At 61.2% G+C, this 19,908-nt stretch carries 22 protein-coding genes; 8 read left to right on the top strand and 14 right to left on the bottom strand.

Features of this window, described 5'->3' with window-relative positions; all coding sequences use genetic code 11:
* Positions 1 to 84: 84 nt before the first annotated feature.
* Complete coding sequence (locus tag ACEWPJ_RS14025) at positions 85 to 1,041, top strand: L-malyl-CoA/beta-methylmalyl-CoA lyase (RefSeq protein WP_416513732.1); 957 nt, start codon at positions 85 to 87, stop codon at positions 1,039 to 1,041.
* A gap of 92 nt (positions 1,042 to 1,133) precedes the next feature.
* Here ACEWPJ_RS14025 and ACEWPJ_RS14020 read toward each other — a convergent pair whose 3' ends face one another.
* The gene (locus ACEWPJ_RS14020; protein WP_416513731.1) at positions 1,134 to 1,541 is read right to left on the bottom strand and encodes a DUF1801 domain-containing protein; all 408 of its coding nucleotides are present in this window, start codon (positions 1,539 to 1,541) and stop codon (positions 1,134 to 1,136) included.
* Positions 1,538 to 2,380, bottom strand: a complete 843-nt coding sequence (locus ACEWPJ_RS14015; RefSeq protein ID WP_416513730.1) for an AraC family transcriptional regulator — start codon at positions 2,378 to 2,380, stop codon at positions 1,538 to 1,540. The genes ACEWPJ_RS14020 and ACEWPJ_RS14015 overlap by 4 nt, the downstream gene beginning before the upstream one ends.
* Before the next feature lie 124 nt (positions 2,381 to 2,504).
* Between ACEWPJ_RS14015 and ACEWPJ_RS14010 the strand changes: the two genes are divergently transcribed.
* Complete coding sequence (locus ACEWPJ_RS14010; RefSeq protein ID WP_416513729.1) at positions 2,505 to 3,467, top strand: acetyl-CoA carboxylase carboxyltransferase subunit alpha; 963 nt, start codon at positions 2,505 to 2,507, stop codon at positions 3,465 to 3,467.
* An 8-nt stretch (positions 3,468 to 3,475) separates the two neighbouring features.
* Here ACEWPJ_RS14010 and ACEWPJ_RS14005 read toward each other — a convergent pair whose 3' ends face one another.
* A complete protein-coding gene (locus ACEWPJ_RS14005) occupies positions 3,476 to 4,465 on the bottom strand; it encodes a Hint domain-containing protein (RefSeq protein ID WP_416513728.1) in 990 nt (329 codons plus the stop codon).
* Between the two features lie 314 nt (positions 4,466 to 4,779).
* Between ACEWPJ_RS14005 and dctP the strand changes: the two genes are divergently transcribed.
* From dctP to ACEWPJ_RS13990, 3 genes are all read left to right on the top strand, one after another.
* On the top strand, positions 4,780 to 5,787 hold the full coding sequence (dctP, locus tag ACEWPJ_RS14000) for a TRAP transporter substrate-binding protein DctP (RefSeq protein ID WP_416513727.1): 1,008 nt from the start codon (positions 4,780 to 4,782) through the stop codon (positions 5,785 to 5,787).
* 73 nt (positions 5,788 to 5,860) lie between these two features.
* Positions 5,861 to 6,493 (top strand): TRAP transporter small permease subunit, encoded by a 633-nt coding sequence (locus ACEWPJ_RS13995; RefSeq protein ID WP_416513726.1) that lies wholly within the window; start codon positions 5,861 to 5,863, stop codon positions 6,491 to 6,493.
* Positions 6,494 to 6,507: 14 nt separating this feature from the next.
* A complete protein-coding gene (locus tag ACEWPJ_RS13990; RefSeq protein WP_416513725.1) occupies positions 6,508 to 7,908 on the top strand; it encodes a TRAP transporter large permease in 1,401 nt (466 codons plus the stop codon).
* Between the two features lie 3 nt (positions 7,909 to 7,911).
* Here ACEWPJ_RS13990 and ACEWPJ_RS13985 read toward each other — a convergent pair whose 3' ends face one another.
* Genes ACEWPJ_RS13985 through ACEWPJ_RS13970 form a run of 4 tightly spaced genes read right to left on the bottom strand, consistent with a single transcriptional unit; the run spans position 7,912 to position 10,829 of the window.
* Positions 7,912 to 8,517 (bottom strand): pyridoxamine 5'-phosphate oxidase family protein, encoded by a 606-nt coding sequence (locus ACEWPJ_RS13985; protein ID WP_416513724.1) that lies wholly within the window; start codon positions 8,515 to 8,517, stop codon positions 7,912 to 7,914.
* Positions 8,504 to 9,250 (bottom strand): lysophospholipid acyltransferase family protein, encoded by a 747-nt coding sequence (locus ACEWPJ_RS13980; protein ID WP_416513723.1) that lies wholly within the window; start codon positions 9,248 to 9,250, stop codon positions 8,504 to 8,506. Before ACEWPJ_RS13980 ends, ACEWPJ_RS13985 begins: the two co-directional genes overlap by 14 nt.
* Positions 9,250 to 10,155 carry a cell division protein FtsX gene (locus ACEWPJ_RS13975; RefSeq protein ID WP_416513722.1) on the bottom strand — a complete coding sequence of 302 codons (906 nt, stop codon included), beginning with the start codon at positions 10,153 to 10,155 and terminating at the stop codon, positions 9,250 to 9,252. Before ACEWPJ_RS13975 ends, ACEWPJ_RS13980 begins: the two co-directional genes overlap by 1 nt.
* Complete coding sequence (locus tag ACEWPJ_RS13970) at positions 10,152 to 10,829, bottom strand: cell division ATP-binding protein FtsE (protein WP_416513721.1); 678 nt, start codon at positions 10,827 to 10,829, stop codon at positions 10,152 to 10,154. The genes ACEWPJ_RS13975 and ACEWPJ_RS13970 overlap by 4 nt, the downstream gene beginning before the upstream one ends.
* 172 nt (positions 10,830 to 11,001) lie before the next feature.
* On the opposite strand from ACEWPJ_RS13970, the gene ACEWPJ_RS13965 reads away from it, so the two are divergent.
* A complete protein-coding gene (locus ACEWPJ_RS13965) occupies positions 11,002 to 11,850 on the top strand; it encodes a zinc-ribbon domain-containing protein (protein ID WP_416513720.1) in 849 nt (282 codons plus the stop codon).
* Between the two features lie 8 nt (positions 11,851 to 11,858).
* On the opposite strand, the gene ACEWPJ_RS13960 is transcribed toward ACEWPJ_RS13965, so the two are convergent.
* Genes ACEWPJ_RS13960 through argH form a run of 5 tightly spaced genes read right to left on the bottom strand, consistent with a single transcriptional unit; the run spans position 11,859 to position 17,567 of the window.
* Positions 11,859 to 14,426, bottom strand: a complete 2,568-nt coding sequence (locus ACEWPJ_RS13960; protein WP_416513719.1) for a TIGR02302 family protein — start codon at positions 14,424 to 14,426, stop codon at positions 11,859 to 11,861.
* A gap of 33 nt (positions 14,427 to 14,459) precedes the next feature.
* Complete coding sequence (gene lysA / locus ACEWPJ_RS13955) at positions 14,460 to 15,725, bottom strand: diaminopimelate decarboxylase (RefSeq protein WP_416513718.1); 1,266 nt, start codon at positions 15,723 to 15,725, stop codon at positions 14,460 to 14,462.
* The gene (locus ACEWPJ_RS13950; RefSeq protein WP_416513717.1) at positions 15,725 to 16,042 is read right to left on the bottom strand and encodes a DUF2834 domain-containing protein; all 318 of its coding nucleotides are present in this window, start codon (positions 16,040 to 16,042) and stop codon (positions 15,725 to 15,727) included. The genes lysA and ACEWPJ_RS13950 overlap by 1 nt, the downstream gene beginning before the upstream one ends.
* A complete protein-coding gene (locus ACEWPJ_RS13945; protein WP_416513716.1) occupies positions 16,042 to 16,179 on the bottom strand; it encodes an argininosuccinate lyase in 138 nt (45 codons plus the stop codon). The genes ACEWPJ_RS13950 and ACEWPJ_RS13945 overlap by 1 nt, the downstream gene beginning before the upstream one ends.
* Entirely contained in the window at positions 16,176 to 17,567 is a 1,392-nt protein-coding gene (gene argH, locus ACEWPJ_RS13940) for an argininosuccinate lyase (RefSeq protein ID WP_416513715.1), read from the bottom strand. The genes ACEWPJ_RS13945 and argH overlap by 4 nt, the downstream gene beginning before the upstream one ends.
* Before the next feature lie 21 nt (positions 17,568 to 17,588).
* Between argH and ACEWPJ_RS13935 the strand changes: the two genes are divergently transcribed.
* Both ACEWPJ_RS13935 and ACEWPJ_RS13930 read left to right on the top strand, forming a co-directional pair.
* On the top strand, positions 17,589 to 18,155 hold the full coding sequence (locus tag ACEWPJ_RS13935; protein WP_416513714.1) for a TlpA disulfide reductase family protein: 567 nt from the start codon (positions 17,589 to 17,591) through the stop codon (positions 18,153 to 18,155).
* Positions 18,156 to 18,188: 33 nt separating this feature from the next.
* Positions 18,189 to 18,434 carry a hypothetical protein gene (locus tag ACEWPJ_RS13930; protein ID WP_416513713.1) on the top strand — a complete coding sequence of 82 codons (246 nt, stop codon included), beginning with the start codon at positions 18,189 to 18,191 and terminating at the stop codon, positions 18,432 to 18,434.
* Here the strand turns inward: ACEWPJ_RS13930 and ACEWPJ_RS13925 are convergent.
* Together ACEWPJ_RS13925 and ACEWPJ_RS13920 are read right to left on the bottom strand one after the other, a co-directional pair.
* Positions 18,431 to 18,781 (bottom strand): RidA family protein, encoded by a 351-nt coding sequence (locus ACEWPJ_RS13925; protein ID WP_416513712.1) that lies wholly within the window; start codon positions 18,779 to 18,781, stop codon positions 18,431 to 18,433. The two genes, ACEWPJ_RS13930 and ACEWPJ_RS13925, sit on opposite strands and share 4 nt — an antisense overlap.
* On the bottom strand, positions 18,778 to 19,893 hold the full coding sequence (locus ACEWPJ_RS13920; protein ID WP_416513711.1) for an NAD(P)/FAD-dependent oxidoreductase: 1,116 nt from the start codon (positions 19,891 to 19,893) through the stop codon (positions 18,778 to 18,780). Before ACEWPJ_RS13920 ends, ACEWPJ_RS13925 begins: the two co-directional genes overlap by 4 nt.
* Between the last annotated feature and the right edge of the window lie 15 nt (positions 19,894 to 19,908).

Genomic DNA, 19,908 nt, shown 5'->3' with positions numbered 1-19,908 from the left:
CATATAATCTCGCTTGCGCAGCATTGCGCAATATTCTATCCCCAATCCGACCCTGAGCGAAACATACTTACCAAGAGGCCCGATATGAGCTTCCGCATCCAGCCAACCCCGCCTGCCCGCCCCAACCGCTGCCAGTTGTTCGGCCCCGGCTCTCGCCCTGCGATCTTTGAAAAGATGGCCGGAAGCGATGCGGATGTCATCAACCTCGACCTCGAAGACAGCGTCGCGCCCGATGACAAGTCCGAAGCCCGCAAGAACATCATTCAGGCAATCGGCGATATCGACTGGGGCAAAAAACACCTGAGCGTGCGGATCAACGGACTCGACACACCGTGGTGGTATCGCGACGTGGTTGACCTATTGGAACAGGCCAGCGACCGGATCGACCAGATCATGATCCCGAAGGTCGGCTGCGCCGCCGACATCTACGCGGTCGACGCGCTTGTCACCGCTGTTGAAACCGCCAAGGGCCGCAGCATGCCGATCGGGTTTGAGGTCATCATCGAAAGCGCCGCTGGTATCGCCCATGTTGAAGAGATCGCCGCCGCCTCCCCCCGGATGCAAGCGATGAGCCTTGGGGCAGCCGATTTCGCCGCGTCGATGGGGATGCAAACCACCGGGATCGGTGGAACGCAGGAAAATTACTACATGCTGCGCGAGGGCGAAAAGCACTGGTCCGATCCGTGGCATTGGGCGCAGGCCGCCATCGTGGCCGCCTGCCGCACCCACGGCGTTCTACCCGTCGACGGACCGTTCGGGGATTTCTCGGACGACGAGGGCTTCCGCGCACAGGCCCGCCGCTGCGCAACGCTCGGCATGGTTGGAAAATGGGCAATCCACCCGAAACAGGTCGCGCTGGCGAACGAAGTCTTCACCCCGTCAGAAGAACAGGTGACCGAGGCCCGCGAAATCCTGGCTGCGATGGAGCAGGCCAAGAAAGACGGCGCGGGCGCGACCGTCTACAAGGGGCGGCTGGTCGATATTGCGTCGATCAAGCAGGCCGAAGTTATCGTGCGTCAGTCAGAGATGATCGGCGGGTAGGCTTGACGCAGCCGTTGAAGTCTCCCCCTCTCGGCGGGAAACCCGCCTGCCGGGCAGCGGGCGGGAATATTCGACGAAAGATGAAGCAGACTTCACTTCAGATGGTAAGTCAGCGCGTTTCGGATGAGGTGGGAGAGCAAGTCGGGCTTGATGTCGTCGGGCGTGTCAAACAACACGGCGCGGTTACCCTCATACCGGAAATCGTCACCGAACAGGGCTCGGAAGTCTGACAGCAGCGTTGTCTGGCAATGAACGTAAAGTGCAAAGCCCCCGGCCTTCGGCAGCCCAAGCCGGATAGTCGATCCGGCTTTCGTGTCGGGCGTGATGTAGGACGGCTGACCCCAGCGCAGGGTTTCTTCGACCCGGCCCGCTTCGGGCAGGTCAGCCGCGACGTTCAGGATGAGCCCCCGTAGCGCCAGCATCCCCGCCCGCGCCGGTTCAGGGGCGCGGGCGAAGGTGGTGGCGATGGCCGGATTTGCAATGTCTTGGAGTGCGATCATGCGGACCTCAGCGGCAGGTGAATCTCGGTTTTCAGGTCTTCGGGCGCGGTATCGGATGGCATGTTCAGGTAGATTTCGTAAGCCGGCTCATCCCGCGGTTCACGCCCAGACTTGGGAAGCCAGCCACCGAACAGGTGGTCATAGGCCTGCATCAACCCGGAATACGGACCGGTGAAGGTTAGCACAGCGGCGTCACCGCCGACGACCGCGACCTCTTCCAAGCCGTCGGTGTCCGACACGTTTTCGGTCACTTGAAGTCCTGCGAACGAGCGCAGCTTGTCTTCGTCCACCGCGTTCGGATCGTCGTAGTAAACCCCGACCATCCCGCGCACCTCTGGCCACAGGTTGCGCGACGCGGCGATAGCAGCGAGTTTTTCGAACGCCTGCCCAATCTCAAGATACGGGCCGGAATGGGGCATCCCCAACAGGCGGCGAGACTCTGTATTTCTGATTTCAACGTCAAACATCGTATGCGGTCCTTTCAGTGAGTTTAGCGGCGGCGGCCCTAAAGTACCCGCCTTTCTGAACGCACCGGGGGAGGTGCCAAAGCCAGTGCGGAACGCCCGCGTAAAGCTTTGCTGGTTTGGGTATCCGACCTTTTCGGCAATCTCGCCGATGGGTTGGTCCGTCTGCACGAGCCAACAGGCCGCACGATGCAAGCGGACCCGGCGCACAACCTGCGCGCAGGTTTCGCCCGTCATGCCGTGAAACACCCGATGCCAGTGAAACCGCGACATCGCGGCCACATCCGCCAGCTGATCCAGCGATAGATCGCCAGCCGGGTTGGCGTGGATGTAATCCAACACCCGCATCATTCTGGCTTCGTAGCTTTGGGCCATATTTCTCCCCTGTTTCGTTCCCATCATTATGTGGCACAACGTGACTTCACAAATCTTGCTTTGTTGCATTGCCCGGCGCGGATCGTCATATACGGGAACGGACGCGCGTATCACGGAGAGGCCGATGACCCACTATCTTGAGTTTGAAAAACCGTTGGCGGAAATCGAAGGCAAGGCGGAAGAACTTCGCGCGATGGCACGGGCAAACGAAGAGATGGACGTCGAGGCCGAGGCGAAGGCGCTTGATAAGAAGGCCGACGACCTTCTTAAAGAGCTTTATACGAACCTCACGCCGTGGCGGAAATGTCAGGTGGCGCGGCACCCTGATCGCCCACACTGCAAAGACTATATAGAGGCGCTGTTTACCGAATACACACCCCTCGCCGGAGACCGGAACTTTGCCGATGACCACGCGGTGATGGGTGGCCTTGCGCGGCTTGGCGACACCCCGGTGATGGTGATCGGCCATGAAAAGGGCAACGACACCAAATCGCGGATCGAACGCAATTTCGGCATGGCCCGGCCCGAAGGCTATCGCAAGGCGATCCGGCTGATGGAGATGGCGGACCGCTTCGGCCTGCCGATCATCACCCTCGTCGACACGCCCGGCGCCTATCCCGGCAAGGGGGCCGAAGAACGCGGCCAATCCGAAGCGATCGCGCGGTCGACCGAAAAATGCCTGCAGGTGAAGGTGCCGCTGATCTCGGTGATTATCGGTGAAGGCGGGTCGGGCGGGGCCGTGGCGTTTGCCACCGGCAACCGCATCCTGATGCTGGAACATTCGATCTATTCCGTGATCTCGCCCGAGGGCTGCGCGTCGATCCTGTGGAAAGACGCCGAGAAGATGCGCGAGGCGGCAGAGGCGCTGCGCCTGACGGCGCAGGATCTTCAGAAACTTGGCGTCGCGGACACGATCATCAAGGAGCCGATGGGCGGCGCCCAGCGCAATCGCGATGCGACGATCAAATCGGTCGGCAAGGCGCTGGAAACGACGCTGGCCGAACTGACCAAGAGCAAACCCGCCGCACTGGTCAAGGATCGGCGGAAGAAATACCTCGACCTCGGGTCAAAGGGGTTGGCGGCGTAACTGAGAACTTACGTCAGGTAGCTGCGCAAAACCGATGCCTCGCGTGCCCGCAGGGTGGGTGCGGCGGTCGCGCCAAAACTGCGCTGTGCGGTATCAAGGCAGGGGAAAATCGACAAAAGCTCCTCATGCGCGGCCTTGTCCAAGCCGCTGATCGACGTTTTCGCCAGAAAAAAGCTTTCGGTCAGCGCACCGTTTGATCGCACCACCTGATGTGAATCGAACATGAAGTGGGTGTAGCAGACTTCATCGACCGGCTCGATCGACACGCCCTCCATCCCGACGAGATGTTTGGCCGGAACAAGGATTTCCGGCTGCCCGAACAGGTATTCCGCAATACCTGATTGCAGAAAGATTCTGTGCTGCTGCGATACGGTCAGCGGGTCGGTGTTACCAATGGCACCGGCCGCGAAGACAACCGGGGCAAACGCACCGCGTCCCGGCACGATCCGGGTCGAAACCCAACGGATCGGCATCGGGCCGTTGCCATGCGTCAGGACGTGTTGACCGATCTCAAGATCATCGACCGGCATTGGCCCCTCGACCGTGTCGATCATCGTGCCCGCGCCAAAGCAGGTCACGAAGCTCGAATAGGTCGATGACCCCGTGTTCGACCCACTGATTTTTTGGTACGAGGTGCCGGGGACGAGCGACTCCGTACTGCCAAATCCCCAAACGTCCGAGAACAGCCCCCCTTGGGAAAAAACCGTGAGGGTAATCAGCGGCCCCGTCGGATTGCCCATGTCGTCAAGCGCACGGACCCGGATCAGCGACTCCGCTTCGACCTGTGTGCCATCGGCAACAAGCCCGTTGCCATCGGTGATGACGTGGTTCGACGGGTTATCGTCTTCGAACGTGTCAAAGCTGCCACCGGTATCGTTCAGTTCAACCGTTGCGCCGCCACCACCGCTAAACAGAAATACTGTCCCGTCCGGAGTGCTTGAATTATTGATGATCGGGTTTCCGACGATCCCCGGCGACGAACTTGATGTAACAACCATCGACGCACTGTCGGTCGCAAAAAAACTTCGGAGTGGCAAAGATGAATCCCCCCAGATTCTCACTCGTACAATGCCTTATGCTAACCTGCGAAATTCATTCGGCATATGTTTCCAAATGGACAGCTTGATAGGTTGGCAGTTATCTGCCGAAGCAGTGATTTGCCCGCACTAGACCCCAAACGCCGTCGCAGCAATTGACTTGGCTAGAATCCACGCACCCGGTTGCCCCACCCCGCTCCCCGTAACTGCCTGTTGCCAGCCACCCCCGCGCCGCCTAACCTGACCCGGAAATCAAGAATCTGGGAGGATCACACATGAAACATCTGATGGGAAAAATGACCGTCGCGGCCATCGCGATGGCCTTCGCTGGCGAAGCTATGGCGACAGAATGGAATGTCTCTCTCTGGGGGAAACGCCGCGCGTTTACGGAGCATGTTGAAAAACTGGCAGAGCTTGTCAGCGAAAAGACCGGCGGCGAATTCACCCTGAACATCAGCTATGGCGGCCTGTCGAAGAACCGCGAAAACCTTGACGGGATTTCCATCGGCGCGTTTGAGATGGCGCAGTTCTGCGCGGGCTATCACCGCGACAAAAACCCAACGATCACGGTGCTTGAATTACCCTTCCTCGGCGTTAAGACGCTAGAGCAGGAACGCGAATTGTCGATGGCGCTTTATCAGCACCCCGCGGTTGTCGAAGACCTCGCCCGGTGGAACGCGACACTGCTGATGCCGTCCCCGCTGCCGCAATATAACTTCGTCGGCGTGGGTGACGCACCCGCCGAACTGGCTGATTTCGAAGGCATGGCCGTGCGCGCAACCGGCGGCATCGGCGCCGCGATGGAAGCGATTGGGGGCGTGCCGACTTCGATGGACGCAACCGAGGTGCGCCAAGCGCTCGACAGCGGTGTGGTCAAGGCCGTGTCCTTCGCCCCCCACGCGCATATGTCCTTTGGAACCATCGACACCGGAACGTGGTGGACGACCAACATGAACCCCGGCACCGTCAACTGCCCGGTGGTCGCCAACACCGACGCGCTGAATGCCCTGTCGGACGAAGAACGTGACGCACTGATGAGCTCTCTCGACGAAGCGCTCGACCATTACATCGACTATTACAACAACCAGACGATGGCCGCCTGGGGCCCGGCACTGGAAGAGCGCGGGATCGAACAAGTGACCTTCTCTGACGAGGCGATTGCCGGGTTCACCGAAGCCGCAGCAGCCCCCGCCGCACAGGCGTGGATTGAGGAAATGAACGGTCGAGACCTGCCGGGGCAGGAGCTTTACGACATGATCACCGGTATGATCTCAGGCAGCTGATCGCCGGTATTGCTAAACAGGCGGGCCACATTCTGACGGCCCGCCTTTCCTATTTCCATGTCGGAGGATCACTATGGCCGGCTCCGCCTCTGTCCTGACGGATAACAGCCGCCTCAGCCAGCTTGATCGCGGCCTTTACCGCGTCGAACGGGTGTTGGCGTTGTTGAGCGGGTTTGCGGTGTTTTCCCTGATGATCCTCGCTGTATTCTCTGTCGGCGGGCGTAACATCGCCGGGCAACCCCTGCCGGGCTACGTCGATTGGATCGAACAGGCGATGCCGCTGATCGCCTTCATGGGTGTATCCTACACCCAGCGCGATGGCGGCCATATTCGCATGGATATGCTGGTCGGCGCGCTGAAGGGCCGTGCGCTGTATCTGGCGGAGTTGATAACCACCATAGCGATCCTAATCCTGATGATCCTGCTGGTTTGGGGCACATGGGCGCATTTCATGCGGAGTTTCGATTTCGGCGCTCCGTGGTGGAGCAGGGATTCCTCAATGGACATCGCGCTGCCACTTTGGCCTGCCAAACTGCTCGCCCCCGTTGCGTTCGGTGTGCTGTGCCTGCGCCTTTGCCTGCAAATCTGGGCCTACGCACGCGCACTGATCAGCGGAACTGACCAGCCCGTCGCGGTGCCGCTGATCGAAGACGTCGCAACCCAAGCCGCGCATGAGGCGGAAACCGTGACCGGCCATGATGAATAGCGGGGGCGACTAGGATGGAACCCATCGACATTGGCCTCGCCGTTACCGGGGGTCTGCTGGTGCTTGTCGTCCTTGGGATGCGCGTTGCGTTCGCTGCCGGGCTGGCGGGCGTCGTGGGTCTGATCTGGATATTCTGGTCAAAGAAGGGCTACGCACCCGATGATTTTCTGTGGGCGCTGTCGGTCGGGGCGAAAACCGCCGGGCAAGTCCCCCATTCCAAGGTGGCGAGCCAGGCGCTCAGCCTGATCCCCACCTTTATCCTGATCGGCTACCTCGCTTATTACGCGGGCCTGACCAAAGCGCTTTTCGAAGCGGCCAAGCGCTGGATCGCGTGGGTGCCGGGCGGGCTTGCTGTATCGACGGTCTTCGCCACCGCCGGGTTCGCCGCCGTGTCGGGCGCGTCTGTCGCGACCTCTGCCGTTTTCGCCCGCATCGCGATTCCGGAGATGCTGGATGTCGGCTATGACAAGCGGTTTGCGGCGGGGGTCGTCGCCGCAGCTGGCACGCTCGCCTCGCTAATCCCGCCCTCGGCGATCCTCGTGATCTACGCGATTATTGTTGAACAGGACGTGGGCAAACTGCTGTTGGCCGGGTTCATTCCGGGGCTGTTTTCCGCGATTATTTATGCGTCGCTCATCATCGGGATGGCGCTGACCATCAAGGGGTTCGGGCCGCCCGTCACGGGCTTTACATGGCGCGAGCGGCTGGTGTCTCTGCCACCTGCACTGCCGATCCTGTTCGTGGTCTTCATCATCATCATCTTCATCTACAACCCCTTCGGCGGTGACGCATGGGGCACCCCGACCGAGGGCGGTGCCATCGGCGCCTTCGTCGTGTTCTGCATGGCCGTCTACCGGGGAATGCGCTGGACCGAACTGAAATCGGCATTGCTGGAGACCGCCAAACTCTCGGTGATGATCTTCACGATCATCTGGGGCGTTCTGATCTATGTCCGCTTCCTTGGCTTCGCTGATCTACCGGGCGCGTTCAGCGATTGGATCACGTCGCTGGAACAATCGCCGATGCTGACGCTGGTGCTGATCCTGCTGGCCTACGCTGTGCTCGGCATGTTCATGGACGCGATCGGAATGCTGCTGCTGACATTGCCGGTCGTCTACCCAGCGGTCATGGCCCTGAACGGAGGAGAGGCCGTGTCCGCCGCCGACAGCGCCTTTGGCATGTCCGGTCCGATGTGCGCGATCTGGTTCGGCATTCTCGTCGTGAAGATGGCAGAGTTCTGTCTGATCACCCCGCCCATCGGCCTCAACTGCTTTGTCGTCGCGGGCGTGCGCGATGATCTGAGCGTTCAGGACGTGTTCAAAGGTGTAACGCCGTTCTTTATCGCGGACGCCATGACGATTGCGCTGCTGGTGACGTTCCCGTGGATCGTGCTGTGGCTGCCGAGTCTGGCCTAGCCACTACCACATCGTCTTGCTGGCGCGGCCTTGCCATTCGGCGTCATAGGCGGCACCGTCAAACGCGCCTTCGGTCATTTCCTTCAACATGTCGCCGACGCTCGGCAGGCCTTCGGTCTGATCGCCGTCGGTCCACAACCGGGCGCGCAGCAGGGCGCGGGCGCATTGGCTGTAGATTTCCGCGATACGGATCACGATGACGGTTTTCGGGTGCTTGCCGGCTTGCTCGAACCGTTCGCAAATCTCGGGGTCCGCCGTAAGCACTGCATCGCCATTCACCCGAACGACGTTATTTGACCCCGCCACCATAAACATCAGCGATACCCGCCCATCCCGCAAAATATTGCGCAGGCTGTCGATCCGCTGATTGCCCCGCCAATCCGGCAGCAGCAGCGTTTGCACGTCAAGTTCCTGCACCACCGCGCCATCATCCCCGCGGGGGGAGCCGTCGGTCCCGTCCGGCCCGACCGTTGTCAGCACGCAAAACCGACTGCGCATGATCCAGTCACGATAGGTCAGCGTCATATGCTTCGCCACCTTGACGAGCGACGCCTCGCCGGGCGTGCCATACAGCGCCTCAAGCGCTTCGACAGTTTCAATCGTTTTCATGGTGTTCCACCTGCAATCCCGCCTCAGCCATCAGCGCGTCAGAGGCGGTTTCGACATCATGTTCGACCCGCTTCATGAACGCCTCCGTCGACAGGCCTTGTTCGATCCGGGGCAGAAATTCAACGACCGCCAACCCCGGCCTTCGCATGATCCCGTGACGCCGCCAGAACACGCCGACATTGGTCGCTGCCGGAACGACCGCTTGATCGGTTTGCTCATACAGAACCGCGGTGCCGATCTTATAGGGCTTCTTGGCCCCCGCCGCGACGCGGGTGCCTTGGGGAAAGATGACAAGCTGGCTCGGCTCTTTCGTTCCGGTTTTGACGGCGCGGACCATGCTTTTGATCGCCTGCCCGCGCTTACCGCGATCCACTGGGATCGTATCGGTCCAAATCGCGTATTGGCCAATGATCGGCGCCCAGCGCAATTCTTTCTTCATGATGAACCGCAGACGCGGCACCGCGCTTGAGATCAGCAGGATGTCAAAAAACGACTGATGCTTTGCTGCGACGATCACGCCGTCTGTCGGCACCTCACCCCGGATTTCAGATTTCAGCCCGACCATCCAAGACGCGGTCCAGCGCACCCAGTTGCAGTAAAGCCGGATCGCCACGAACGCGTATTTCCGGTTTATCATGGCGAAGGGCATCCCGAGCAACCCGATGATCCCCAGCATGACATACATCTGAATGATGAACACGAGCGAGCGGAGCCATTGGATCGCGTCGGCCATCACTTCATTCCTCCAAGCGTGCGCAAAGCGGCTGCGCGTGTCGCCCAGAACGACACGAAAGCGGCCAGCGGCGGAATCGCGAGCGGCCAGAGCCAGCCCAAGCCTGTGAAGCCCAAGCCCGTCAGGAAACCGCCCGCGGCCTGCGCTGAGGGCAGCAGAGCAACCGCGACCATGCCGACGACTGTTCCCGCCGCAGCGCCCATCAGCGCCCGAAGGGTAAAGCGCCGGACGAATGCCCGCGCGATGTAAACGTCCCGCGCACCGACAAGCCTTAGCACCCGGATCACCTGCAAGTTCGCAGACAGTGCGGCATTCGCGGCGAGCGTTATCATTGCCGCCATCGTCAACCCGATCAGCAGCGTTGAGATATAGCCCAGCAGCCGCAGCCGATCCGCTGCCTTGACCAGCGGCGCGCGCCAGCGGGTGTGATCGTCAAGAACCGCACCGGGTGCCTCGCCCGCCAGCCGTTGCCGCAACCCTTCAGCGTCGTAGCCCTCACCCTCTTCAACGACTTCGATCAGTTGCGGGATCGGCAGGCTTTCAATCGGCAGATCCGGGCCGAACCAAGGTTCGAGCAACGCGCGTTGCTCTGCCTCGTCCAACGCGCGGGCAGAGGCGACACCCGGCGTCGTCCGCAGCACATCAAGCGCTGCCGCAGTTTGCGCCGCCATCTGACCTGCCGGGGCGGAAATCCTGATGGTCGAACTTCGCGCGAGTTCCGCCGACCAGCGATCCGCCATGCGCCCGGTCGCAAAAGTCAGGGCTAGCGCGAACACGGCCAGAAACGCCATCGCAGCCGCGGCGAACAGTGTCAGCCGGGCGGTGAACCCCGTCGGCGGCACCACGCGGTCCGCCCCGCTGTCGCCCACGAACAACGCTTTCAAGGATCGAAACAGCCGCGTCACAGGTTTGCCCCCGCGGAATGCAATTGCCGGTTCTGAATCCGCAGAACCCGCGCGTTGACCTGCGCCTTGGCCGCGCGGATCAGTTGCAAGTCATGGGTCGCGACCATGATCGTCTTGCCCATGCGGTTGAGTTCGACCAGCAGCGTCAGCAACCGCTGCGACATTTCCCAATCGACGTTCCCCGTCGGTTCATCCGCCAGCACGACGTCGGGGGCCATGATGACCGCGCGGGCAAGGGCGGCGCGTTGACGTTCACCGCCCGAAAGCTCAGGCGGCAGCGCTTTCGCCTGATGATCCAACCCGACCCAAGCCAGCAATTCGCCCAGATTTTCGGCCTCCTCCGTCGTATCGCGGCCCGAAACCGTCAACGGCAGCGCGACGTTTTCGGCCAGCGGAAGGTGGTCCAGAAACTGGCAATCCTGATGAACAACGCCGATCCGGCGGCGGTTACGGGCAACGTCGTCCCTGCTCATCCCACGGGTGTCTGCGCCAAAGATCTGAACCTGCCCCGATGTCGCCGAAAGCTCCATATAACACAGCTTCAGAAAGGTGGATTTGCCCGCCCCTGATGGCCCGGTGAGAAAGTGGAAAGACCCCGGTGCCAAATTCAATGAAATATCGGTCAGAAGCTCGCCCCCGCCGTAGCTATAGGCCACGTTTTGCAGCTCGATCACGCTATGCCCCCTGGGACGTTCGTTTTTCAATTGGTGACAGTTTTGCCCCACGGCTGGGAATGTTTCAATGTGCTGTGTGGCAAATCCTTTGATATTTAAGCCACAGTTGGTAAAACGGCGTGAACGAGGTAAACAATGACGACCTAAAAGGTCGCGGCGAGGGGACAGGCAAATGCGACTGATTTGTCCAAATTGCGATGCGCAATATGAGGTGGATGACAGCGTCATTCCAGCAGAAGGGCGCGATGTTCAATGCTCAAACTGCGGCCAGACGTGGTTTCAGAAATCGGCAGCAATGTTGGCCGAGGAAGGCGAAGACCTTCCCGACACGACAGAGTATGACGAACAACCGAGCGTTGAGGTCGAAGATCACGTCGAAGACGATACCCCGGCTGAAGATCACGACGTTTACGATGACGATACAGTCGAGGACGACGACGACCTGATCCCGGACGAGCCGGAAGAGGACCGCGCAGAACCTGAACCGCGCGCGCTTGATCAGGCGGTTCTGGATGTCTTGCGGCAAGAGGCGGAGCTTGAATCCAAAGCCCGTGAGGACGAAACCGCGAGCGGCCTTGAAACCCAGCCCGATCTGGGAATTGACGAAGGCGACAGCGCCGCGCCAGCCGCCGTTGCCGCTGGCATTTCACGCACGCAGTCCGCCGATGACGGTGCCGGCGATCTGTCGGACCGCCGCGATCTGTTGCCGGATATCGAAGAAATCAACTCCACCCTTCGGGCATCAGACGACCGCGGCGATGACGCCGACGTCGACGAACCGCAAGACGTCGTTGAACGTCGGCGCGGCGGGTTCCGTTTCGGGTTCCTGCTGATGGTGATCCTGTTCGCAATCGGCGTGCTGGTTTATCGCTACGCACCGGCGATCATCGACGCGTGGCCCGGTGGCGAAGGCATCATCACCGGCTATGTGAACTGGGTGAACGATATGCGGGTCTGGCTTGACGGCATCATGTCGAGCGCCATCGAAAGCCTGTCCGGTCTGCTGGAAGGCGACGGATAAGGCGGCCCCTAGAACCGGTCCAATAGACGTTTCAGATACTCTAGTTCCCGCTTGGGCCGGGATTGGTCGGATGATCTTTCCCGCAACTCATCCAACAATTCTTTGGCGCGGCGGTAGACATCGCCACCCTGTAACAATCGTTCTTCGGTTGTCGCACCACCATTGATACCGGGCGTGCGGCCAAGTGGGTCGCGGCTGTCGCGCTGCGCTTGCCCTTCGGCCTGCCCCTGCTGGCCTTGGTTCTGCTGATCGCGGGCCAGCGCGTCGCCAAGCTGGCGCATCCCTTCGCGCAAGGCTTCCATCGCTTCAGCCTGATCGTCGAGCGCCTCAGCCAGATCATTTTCGCGCAGCGCTTGTTCTGCGTTCTCCATCGCGCGTTCGGCGCGGCCAAGCGCCTCGCGCGCGCTTTCGCCTTCCTGCGTTCCGGCACCGGGCAGCGCATTCTGCTGGCGCTGCAGTTCCTGCCGCAGCGCTTCTTGCCGATCGGCAAGCCCCTGACCGCTCTGCGCGCCGCGGCTGCCTTGTTCGCCCTGCTGCTCACCGTCCTCGCCCGGCCCTTCGCCGCTCTGCCCCTCATGGCTTTCACCGCGTCCCTGACCGCCACTGCGGCCTTCGTTTTCCTGGCTTTCGCCAGCTTGGGCGTTCGGGTTGAACTGTTCCTGAAGACTGCGGAAGGCTTCATCCGACAACCCCTGCTGATTGCGCAGCGTTTCGGACAAATCCTCCATCGCTTGCTGGCCCGGCCCTTGCTGCTGGTTTTCGCCGCCCTCAGCCACGCGCATGTTTTCCATCATCTCGGCGAGTTGATCCAAAAGCTCCTGTGCCTCGGCCATGCGGCCTTGCTCCATGAGTTCCTGGATCCGGTCCATCATATCCTGCAGGTCTTGCTGGGTAAGCTGCTGCATGTTCTGGTTCTGGGCCGAGTCCTGCCCCTCTTCCGGGTTCTGCGCAAGCTGGCGCATGTAGTCTTGGGTCGCCTCGCGCAGCTCATCCATCAACTGCTGGATTTCCTCGTCACTGGCCCCGTCGCGCATCGCTTCGGCCAGCCGGTCCTGCGCACGGCGCATCCGTTCCAGCGCGTCGGACAGATTGCCGTCTTCCAGCAACACAGCGATGTCCCAAAGGGCATCGGCAAGCGCGTCCTGCGTTTCGGTGGGCATCCCTTCGTCAACGCCCGCCTCAACCCGCCGGATCGCGACGCGCAGCATGAGGTAGGCCGACGCAGTGCGCATGAAGCCGTCCGGCCGATGAGTGATCGCGCGCAAAACCTCCGCCACGCGCCGGCCGTTGTCGCGGGACCACAGCAGATCGCGCCGCCCTTCGATCACCGACTTCGCCAGCGGATCGAAGAACCGCCGCCCCGGCATCGGCAAGGTCATTGGCGTGCTTTGCCCCGTCTGGCCGACGGCATCCTCAACTTCGAGGCTCAGCGTCACCGGCAGCCCGGACCACGGATGGCGTGAGAAGTTATCGACGAGAATTTCGTCAAAATCACCCCGATCACCGGAAATCGTCATCGGCAGGTCAAGCCGCACCGGATCACGCGGATCAGGGTCAATCGCAAGCCCGTGGCGGCGGTCCACCTGATCAAGCTCCAAGGTCAGCGTCGCGTGACCGGACACAACGCCGTAGTCATCCAGCACCCTGAACGGCTGGCGCATTTCGCCCGACGCCGCGATGTCCATATCCCCGTCCAGCGATACGGAAGGCGGCACGTCAGGCAGCAGCACAATCGTCCATTCGGCGTTATCGACGCCTGTGATCGTCAGCTTGCCGCCGGTCGTCACATCAAAGCTTTGTTCCGCATCGGTCGCCTCAGCCCGCCCATCTGCCGTCACGCTTTCGGTGACGGATAGCGCGCCAGCCTCTCCGTAAAGCCGGATGGAGACAAGGCTGTTTTCCGGCACCGTAACGCGGCGGTGGACAAGATCGTTGAGGTAAAGGCTCGGCATCCCGGTATACGCTGGCGGTTCGATCCACCCCTCCCAACTGGGGCCAGACGCGATCTGATCGCCGCCACCGGGGGTAAGCGTTGTCACGCTGGTCAGCCGCAGAACGGAGCCGAACAGGACCGCCACGAGGAAAGCTAGCACGGCCACATAGCGAAGCGCGTAGGGGTCGCGCTGTGACAGGCGCAAATCGGGTTTCGGTGCGCGGGCCGCCGCTGCGCGTTCGGCCATGCGCTTCTGATGGGCGTCCCAAACCGCGCGCGAAGCATCATCCGACGCGCCAATCGCCTGATCGTCGGATAGCGCCGCGATGGGCCGCCCCGGCAAGGTCGCGTCGAGCCGATCCTGTGCTTCGGCCCGTGACGGTATTCGCAGGCGCATGCCCCCCATGATCAGCGCGACGATGGAAGCGACGGTCGCAACACCTGCGCCCGCCCACACCCATTCGATGGGCGCTTCGTCGTGAAAGCCAAGCATCAATGCCGCCAGCACGATCAGCAGGATCGTCCAGAGGGGCCAGAACCCTCGGGTCACACGTTCCGCGATCATACCCCAACGCGTCAGGCGCAGCGGCCATGTCAGCGCCGGGATAGGCGCATCACGGGTGGGTCGGTCGGGCTTGGTCATGCTCCCTTTCGTGCTGGACGCATGGGATGCGCGTCACAGCCATGCAGGGATGGTATCGCGGTTTATCATCTCTTCATAGGTCGGACGTGGGCGGATAACCGCAAATTGATCCCCCATCACAAGGACTTCGGGGATTAAGGGGCGAGAGTTATATTCGCTCGACATAACAGCGCCATAGGCGCCTGCCGACCGGAACGCGACCAGATCACCTGCGCTTAAAGGTGCCATCGCGCGGCCCTTGGCAAAGGTATCGCCCGATTCGCAGACCGGGCCGACGACGTCGTATGTGGCGCGCTCAGCACCGGGCGCGGCCTCAATTACCGGATCAATATCATGCCATGCGTCATACATAGCGGGGCGGATCAGATCGTTCATCGCGGCGTCGAGGATCAGGAATTTGCGATCCTCACCCTCTTTCACATAAATCACCCGCGATACCATCAGCCCGGCATTGCCGGAAATCAGGCGCCCCGGCTCAATCTCGATCTCGCAGCCCAGATCGCCCACCGTGCGCTTGATGAGCGCGCCGTATTCCGTCGGCAGCGGCGGGGCGGAGTTTGAGCGTTCATAGGGAATACCCAGCCCGCCGCCAAGGTCCAGACGCCGGATGTTGTGGCCGTCGGCACGCAGGGTCTTGGTCAGGTCCGCAACCTTCAGATAGGCCGCCTCAAACGGGGCGAGGTCGGTCAATTGGCTTCCGATATGCACGTCGATACCGATCACGTCGAGACCCTTCAGGCCCGCCGCATGGGTATAAACCTCCCGTGCACGGGAAATCGGAATGCCAAATTTGTTTTCGGACTTACCAGTGGCAATCTTTGCGTGGGTTTTTGCATCTACATCCGGGTTGACGCGGATCGTGATGGGGGCAGTCACACCTAGTGACAGCGCGACCTCGTTCAGCGCGGCCAATTCCGGCTCACTTTCGACATTGAACTGCCGGATGCCGCTGTTCAGCGCCGTGCGCATTTCCTCACGTGTCTTGCCGATACCGGAAAAGACAATCCGTTCGCCCGGTACTCCGGCAGCGCGGGCACGGGCATATTCCCCGCCCGAAACAACATCCATCCCGGCCCCAAGATCACCCAACAGCTTGATGACCGCTTGGTTTGAGTTCGACTTCATCGCAAAGCAGACGAGGTGATCCGTTCCCTCAAGCGCGTCGTCGAACAATTTGAAATGCCGGGTCAGCGTGGCGGAGGAATAGACATAGAACGGCGTGCCAACCTGTGCGGCGATATCCTCAAGCCGCACGTCTTCGGCACATAGTGCGCCATCGCGATACAGAAAGTGATCCATCAGACAACGGGCCTCGTGCGTAGAAAAAGATAAAGCGGCAGGCCGCAACTGACCCCGATGCAAAAGGTCGCCGGGATCGCCCAAAGCGCGACCCAGTTCCGGCGCACCCATGTTTCTGCAATCGCCCAGATCGTCAGCGCGAGCGCCGCGATCGTCAGATCCCAGACCAGCCCGCTTGACGCATCGTTGGCGTGCCACGCATCCACCATCGCCATCAGATCAAAGCCATTCGCGGCGAACCAGCTGACAAAGTAATACATCGGCACAATCGCACCAATCACCGCAAGGGCAAGGTAGATCATTCGCAGGCCAGACATCAGCCGCCGCCCGTTATCCCGACTTCGACGGTGCCCGATACCTCAAGGCCCGGCTTCTGCGTCGGCCGTTCCGGTGGGCCATCCGCGCCGCAGGCAGCCACCGCCAAAAGCGCCGCGATCTTGGTCAAACGTATCATCCCAAGGCGTCCTTCCATCGTGCAATCTGCGCCCGAACCTGATCCGGCGCGGTTCCGCCATAGCTTTGGCGGGAATTGACGGAGTTTTGCACGCCAAGCACGTCAAAGACATCCCCGGTTATGTCGACGTGGACGGATTGCATATCTTCAAGGCTCAGGTCCGGTAGATCGCACCCCTTGCTTTCAGCCATAGCCACCAACGCGCCCGTCACATGGTGCGCATCGCGGAACGGCAGGTTGAGCGCCCGGACCAGCCAATCGGCAAGGTCAGTGGCCGTTGAAAACCCGCTTGCCGCCGCCGCTTCCAGCGCGTCCTTGTTGGCGGTCATGTCGCTGACCATCCCGGTCATCGCCGCCAGCGCGAGCATCAGCGTGTCGGCAGCGTCAAAGACCTGTTCCTTGTCTTCCTGCATGTCCTTGGAATAGGTCAGCGGCAGACCTTTCATCACCGTAAACAAGCTGACCATCGCGCCCATGATCCGGCCAATTTTGGCGCGGATCAATTCGGCGGCGTCAGGGTTTTTCTTCTGCGGCATGATGCTCGACCCGGTCGAAAACCGGTCCGACAAGGCGACAAAACGGAACTGGGCGGAGGACCAGATCACCAACTCCTCCGCAAACCGCGACAGGTGCATCGCACAAATCGACGCACACGACAGAAACTCGAGCGCAAAGTCGCGATCCGCGACAGCGTCGAGCGAATTGGCCGCCGGGCGATCGAAGCCCAGCGCCTCTGCCGTCATGTGGCGGTCAATCGGGAACGACGTGCCGGCGAGCGCAGCGGTCCCCAGCGGGCTTTCATTCATCCGGGCGCGGGCGTCCTTGAACCGCGACACGTCACGGCCGAACATTTCGACATAGGCCATCATGTGATGGCCCCATGTGACAGGCTGCGCGGTTTGTAGATGGGTAAATCCCGGCATGACCCAATCGGCCCCAGCCTCTGCCTGCGTCAGCAGGGCACGGACCAGCGCCTGAAGCCCGTCAATCGCCGCATCATACTGATCCCGCGTCCACAGTTTGAAATCCGTCGCAACCTGATCGTTCCGGCTTCGCGCCGTGTGCAGACGGCCCGCAGGCTCTCCGATCAGATCCTTCAACCGGGATTCCACATTCATGTGGATGTCTTCCAATGCGGCGGAAAACTCAAACTCACCGTTCTCAATCTCTGACAAGACCGTGAGCAGCCCTTCCCGTATCGCGGCGGCATCGCTATCACTAATGATGCCCGTCGCCGCCAACATGGCCGCATGGGCGCGCGAGCCTTCGATGTCCTGCGCGGCAAGCCGTTTGTCAAACCCGATTGAGGCGTTTATCGCTTCCATGATCGCATCGGGGCCAGAAGCAAACCGGCCGCCCCACATGGCGTTGGAGGTCTTGTTGGTCATATCGAAACCCTCGGAGGGAAGATGAGCATTTTCAGGTCACTGGTCCTTTATACCGCGCTGTCGCTTACTGCAACGGCAGCGGGTGCGACCGACAAGGCTGCGCTTGAGGCGATGCGCGAAGGCATGATGCAAAAGCTGGTGATCCATGACGCGCCTGTGGGCGGATCGGACGCGACCTTTACCGACCCCGACGGCGGCGAACATTCATTGGCGGATTACGAGGGCAAATATGTTGTCCTGAACTTCTGGGCGACGTGGTGCGCCCCTTGCCGCAAAGAAATGCCGTCGCTTGACCGCTTGCAGGCGGACCTTGGCGGCGACCGGTTTGAGGTCGTGCCCGTCGCCACATCCCGCAACCCCCTTCCCGCGATCAATCGCTTTTTCGAGGAGGAAGAGATTGTAAACCTTCCCATCCTGCTTGACCCCGACCGTGCGCTGGCCGCCGATTTCGGTGCGTTCAGCCTGCCGGTTACGGTCATCCTGAATCCCGAAGGGCAGGAAATCGCCCGGCTTGTCGGTGATGCGGAATGGGACGGCGAAAGCGCGATGGCGATCTTCAACGCGCTGCTTAAGGGCGCGGAGGGGTAGTCAAAACCTCCGGCCCTTCCCATCTAGGGTGCGATGACCGACACCAAAGACAACAGCATGAAAGAATCGCTGCGCCAGAAATGGCACGCGATGCGGGACTGGATTCAAATCCACGTGCCACCCGGATTGCGGCTGGTTCTTGGCATCCTGCTAATCTGCTGCGGCATCGTTGGATTTCTGCCCATCGTCGGCTTTTGGATGATCCCGCTGGGTATTGCCGTTGCGGCGATGGATGTGAGGCCACTTTGGAAGCGGGTCACGAAGCAGAACAAGCCCTAGCTGGCCGCTGCCACAATCATGATTTCAACCTTGTACTCCGGCGTCGCCAAGGCGGACTCTCCGCAGGCACGACCCGGCGCGTGGCCTTCTGGCACCCAAGCATCCCAAACCGCGTTCATCTCGGCGAAGTCATCCATCGAGGCCAACCAGATCGTCGCCATCAGGATGCGGGACTTGTCTGACCCGACACGCTCCAACAGCGCGTCAACCTTCGACAGAATGCTTTTCGTCTGATCAGCGACAGGCTCACCGGCGGCACCGACCTGCCCTGCAAGATGGATCATGCCGTTATAGATCACCGCTTGGCTCATCCGCTGGCCGGTATCGAGGCGTGTAATATCGTTCATTCCCTTAGTCCTTTCGAGGTGTCATCAAATCGCGCAGGCGAAAGCGCCGCTATCGTCGTTTCGGAAAGCTCTGACCCGCGACGAAAGATCGTGGCCGCGGTAAATCGTGACAACGCGGGCGAGGTCTGGATGCCATATCCACCCTGCCCGGCAAGCCAAAAGAACCCATCGACATCGCTGGCGAACCCGACGACCGGGCTGCGGTCCGGTGCGAAAGTGCGAAGGCCGGCCCAACTGCGTTCAACCCGTGTCACGGGAACCGTCACCGCCTGTTCATAGCGGTTGAGACCTTCTGCCAGAACCATATCGTCCGGCCACGCATCATGCGGCTCAACCGGATCTTCGTCGGCGGGGGACACCATCAGCTTGCCCGCTTCGGGACGGGCATACCAATCCTCTGATGCGCTGACGAACAGCGGCCATTGGGTCACGTCATGCCCGTCCGGTGCAGGCAAGATCGCCGCAGATCGGCGCAGCGGCGACAGGCCCACCGGATGCACGCCCGCCAGATGCGCGACGTGATCGGCCCAGGCACCAGCCGCGTTGACGATGATCGGTGCCTCAAATGATCCCGCCCCGGTCTCGACGCGCCAGACATCGCCGGTGCGCGCGATTGTCTGCGCCTCTGCGTTCGTCACAATCTGCCCACCGCGCTTGCGAAGCGCTTTGACATAGCTCTGAAACATCAGATCAACGTCGATGTCATGTGCCGCAGGTTCATAAGCGGCGGCAACCACGGCTTCGGGCCGCAGGATCGGAACCAGCGACTGCGCCTCAGCTGTCGTCAGGCGTTCCAGACCCGCGCTGCCGTCGAGATAGGCGTTGAAGGTGTCCAGCTCCGCTTCGGAGGCGACCAACAGTTCTCCACGTTGGCTAAGCACTGCTGGCGCTTCGCCCTCACCCATCAGGAACGGCTCCGCAATCGCGTTGAGGGCGCGGAGCGTTGCATTGCCGTAGTTCTTGACGAACATGGCCGCAGATCGCCCAGTGGAGTGATAGCCAGTCGCCTGTTCCTGCTCCAGCACGACGACCAACGCTTCCCGCGCCAGCTCTGCCGCTGCACTGATCCCGGCGATCCCGCCGCCGATCACCACTATGTCTGCCGTGATCATGGTGCCCCCTAAGCG

It is taken from the genome of Aliiroseovarius sp. YM-037, assembly GCF_048060095.1.
Lineage (GTDB): Bacteria > Pseudomonadota > Alphaproteobacteria > Rhodobacterales > Rhodobacteraceae > JBLUOA01.
Note: the sequence above shows the minus strand (reverse complement) of the source record. Positions and strands in the feature narration are given on the sequence as shown.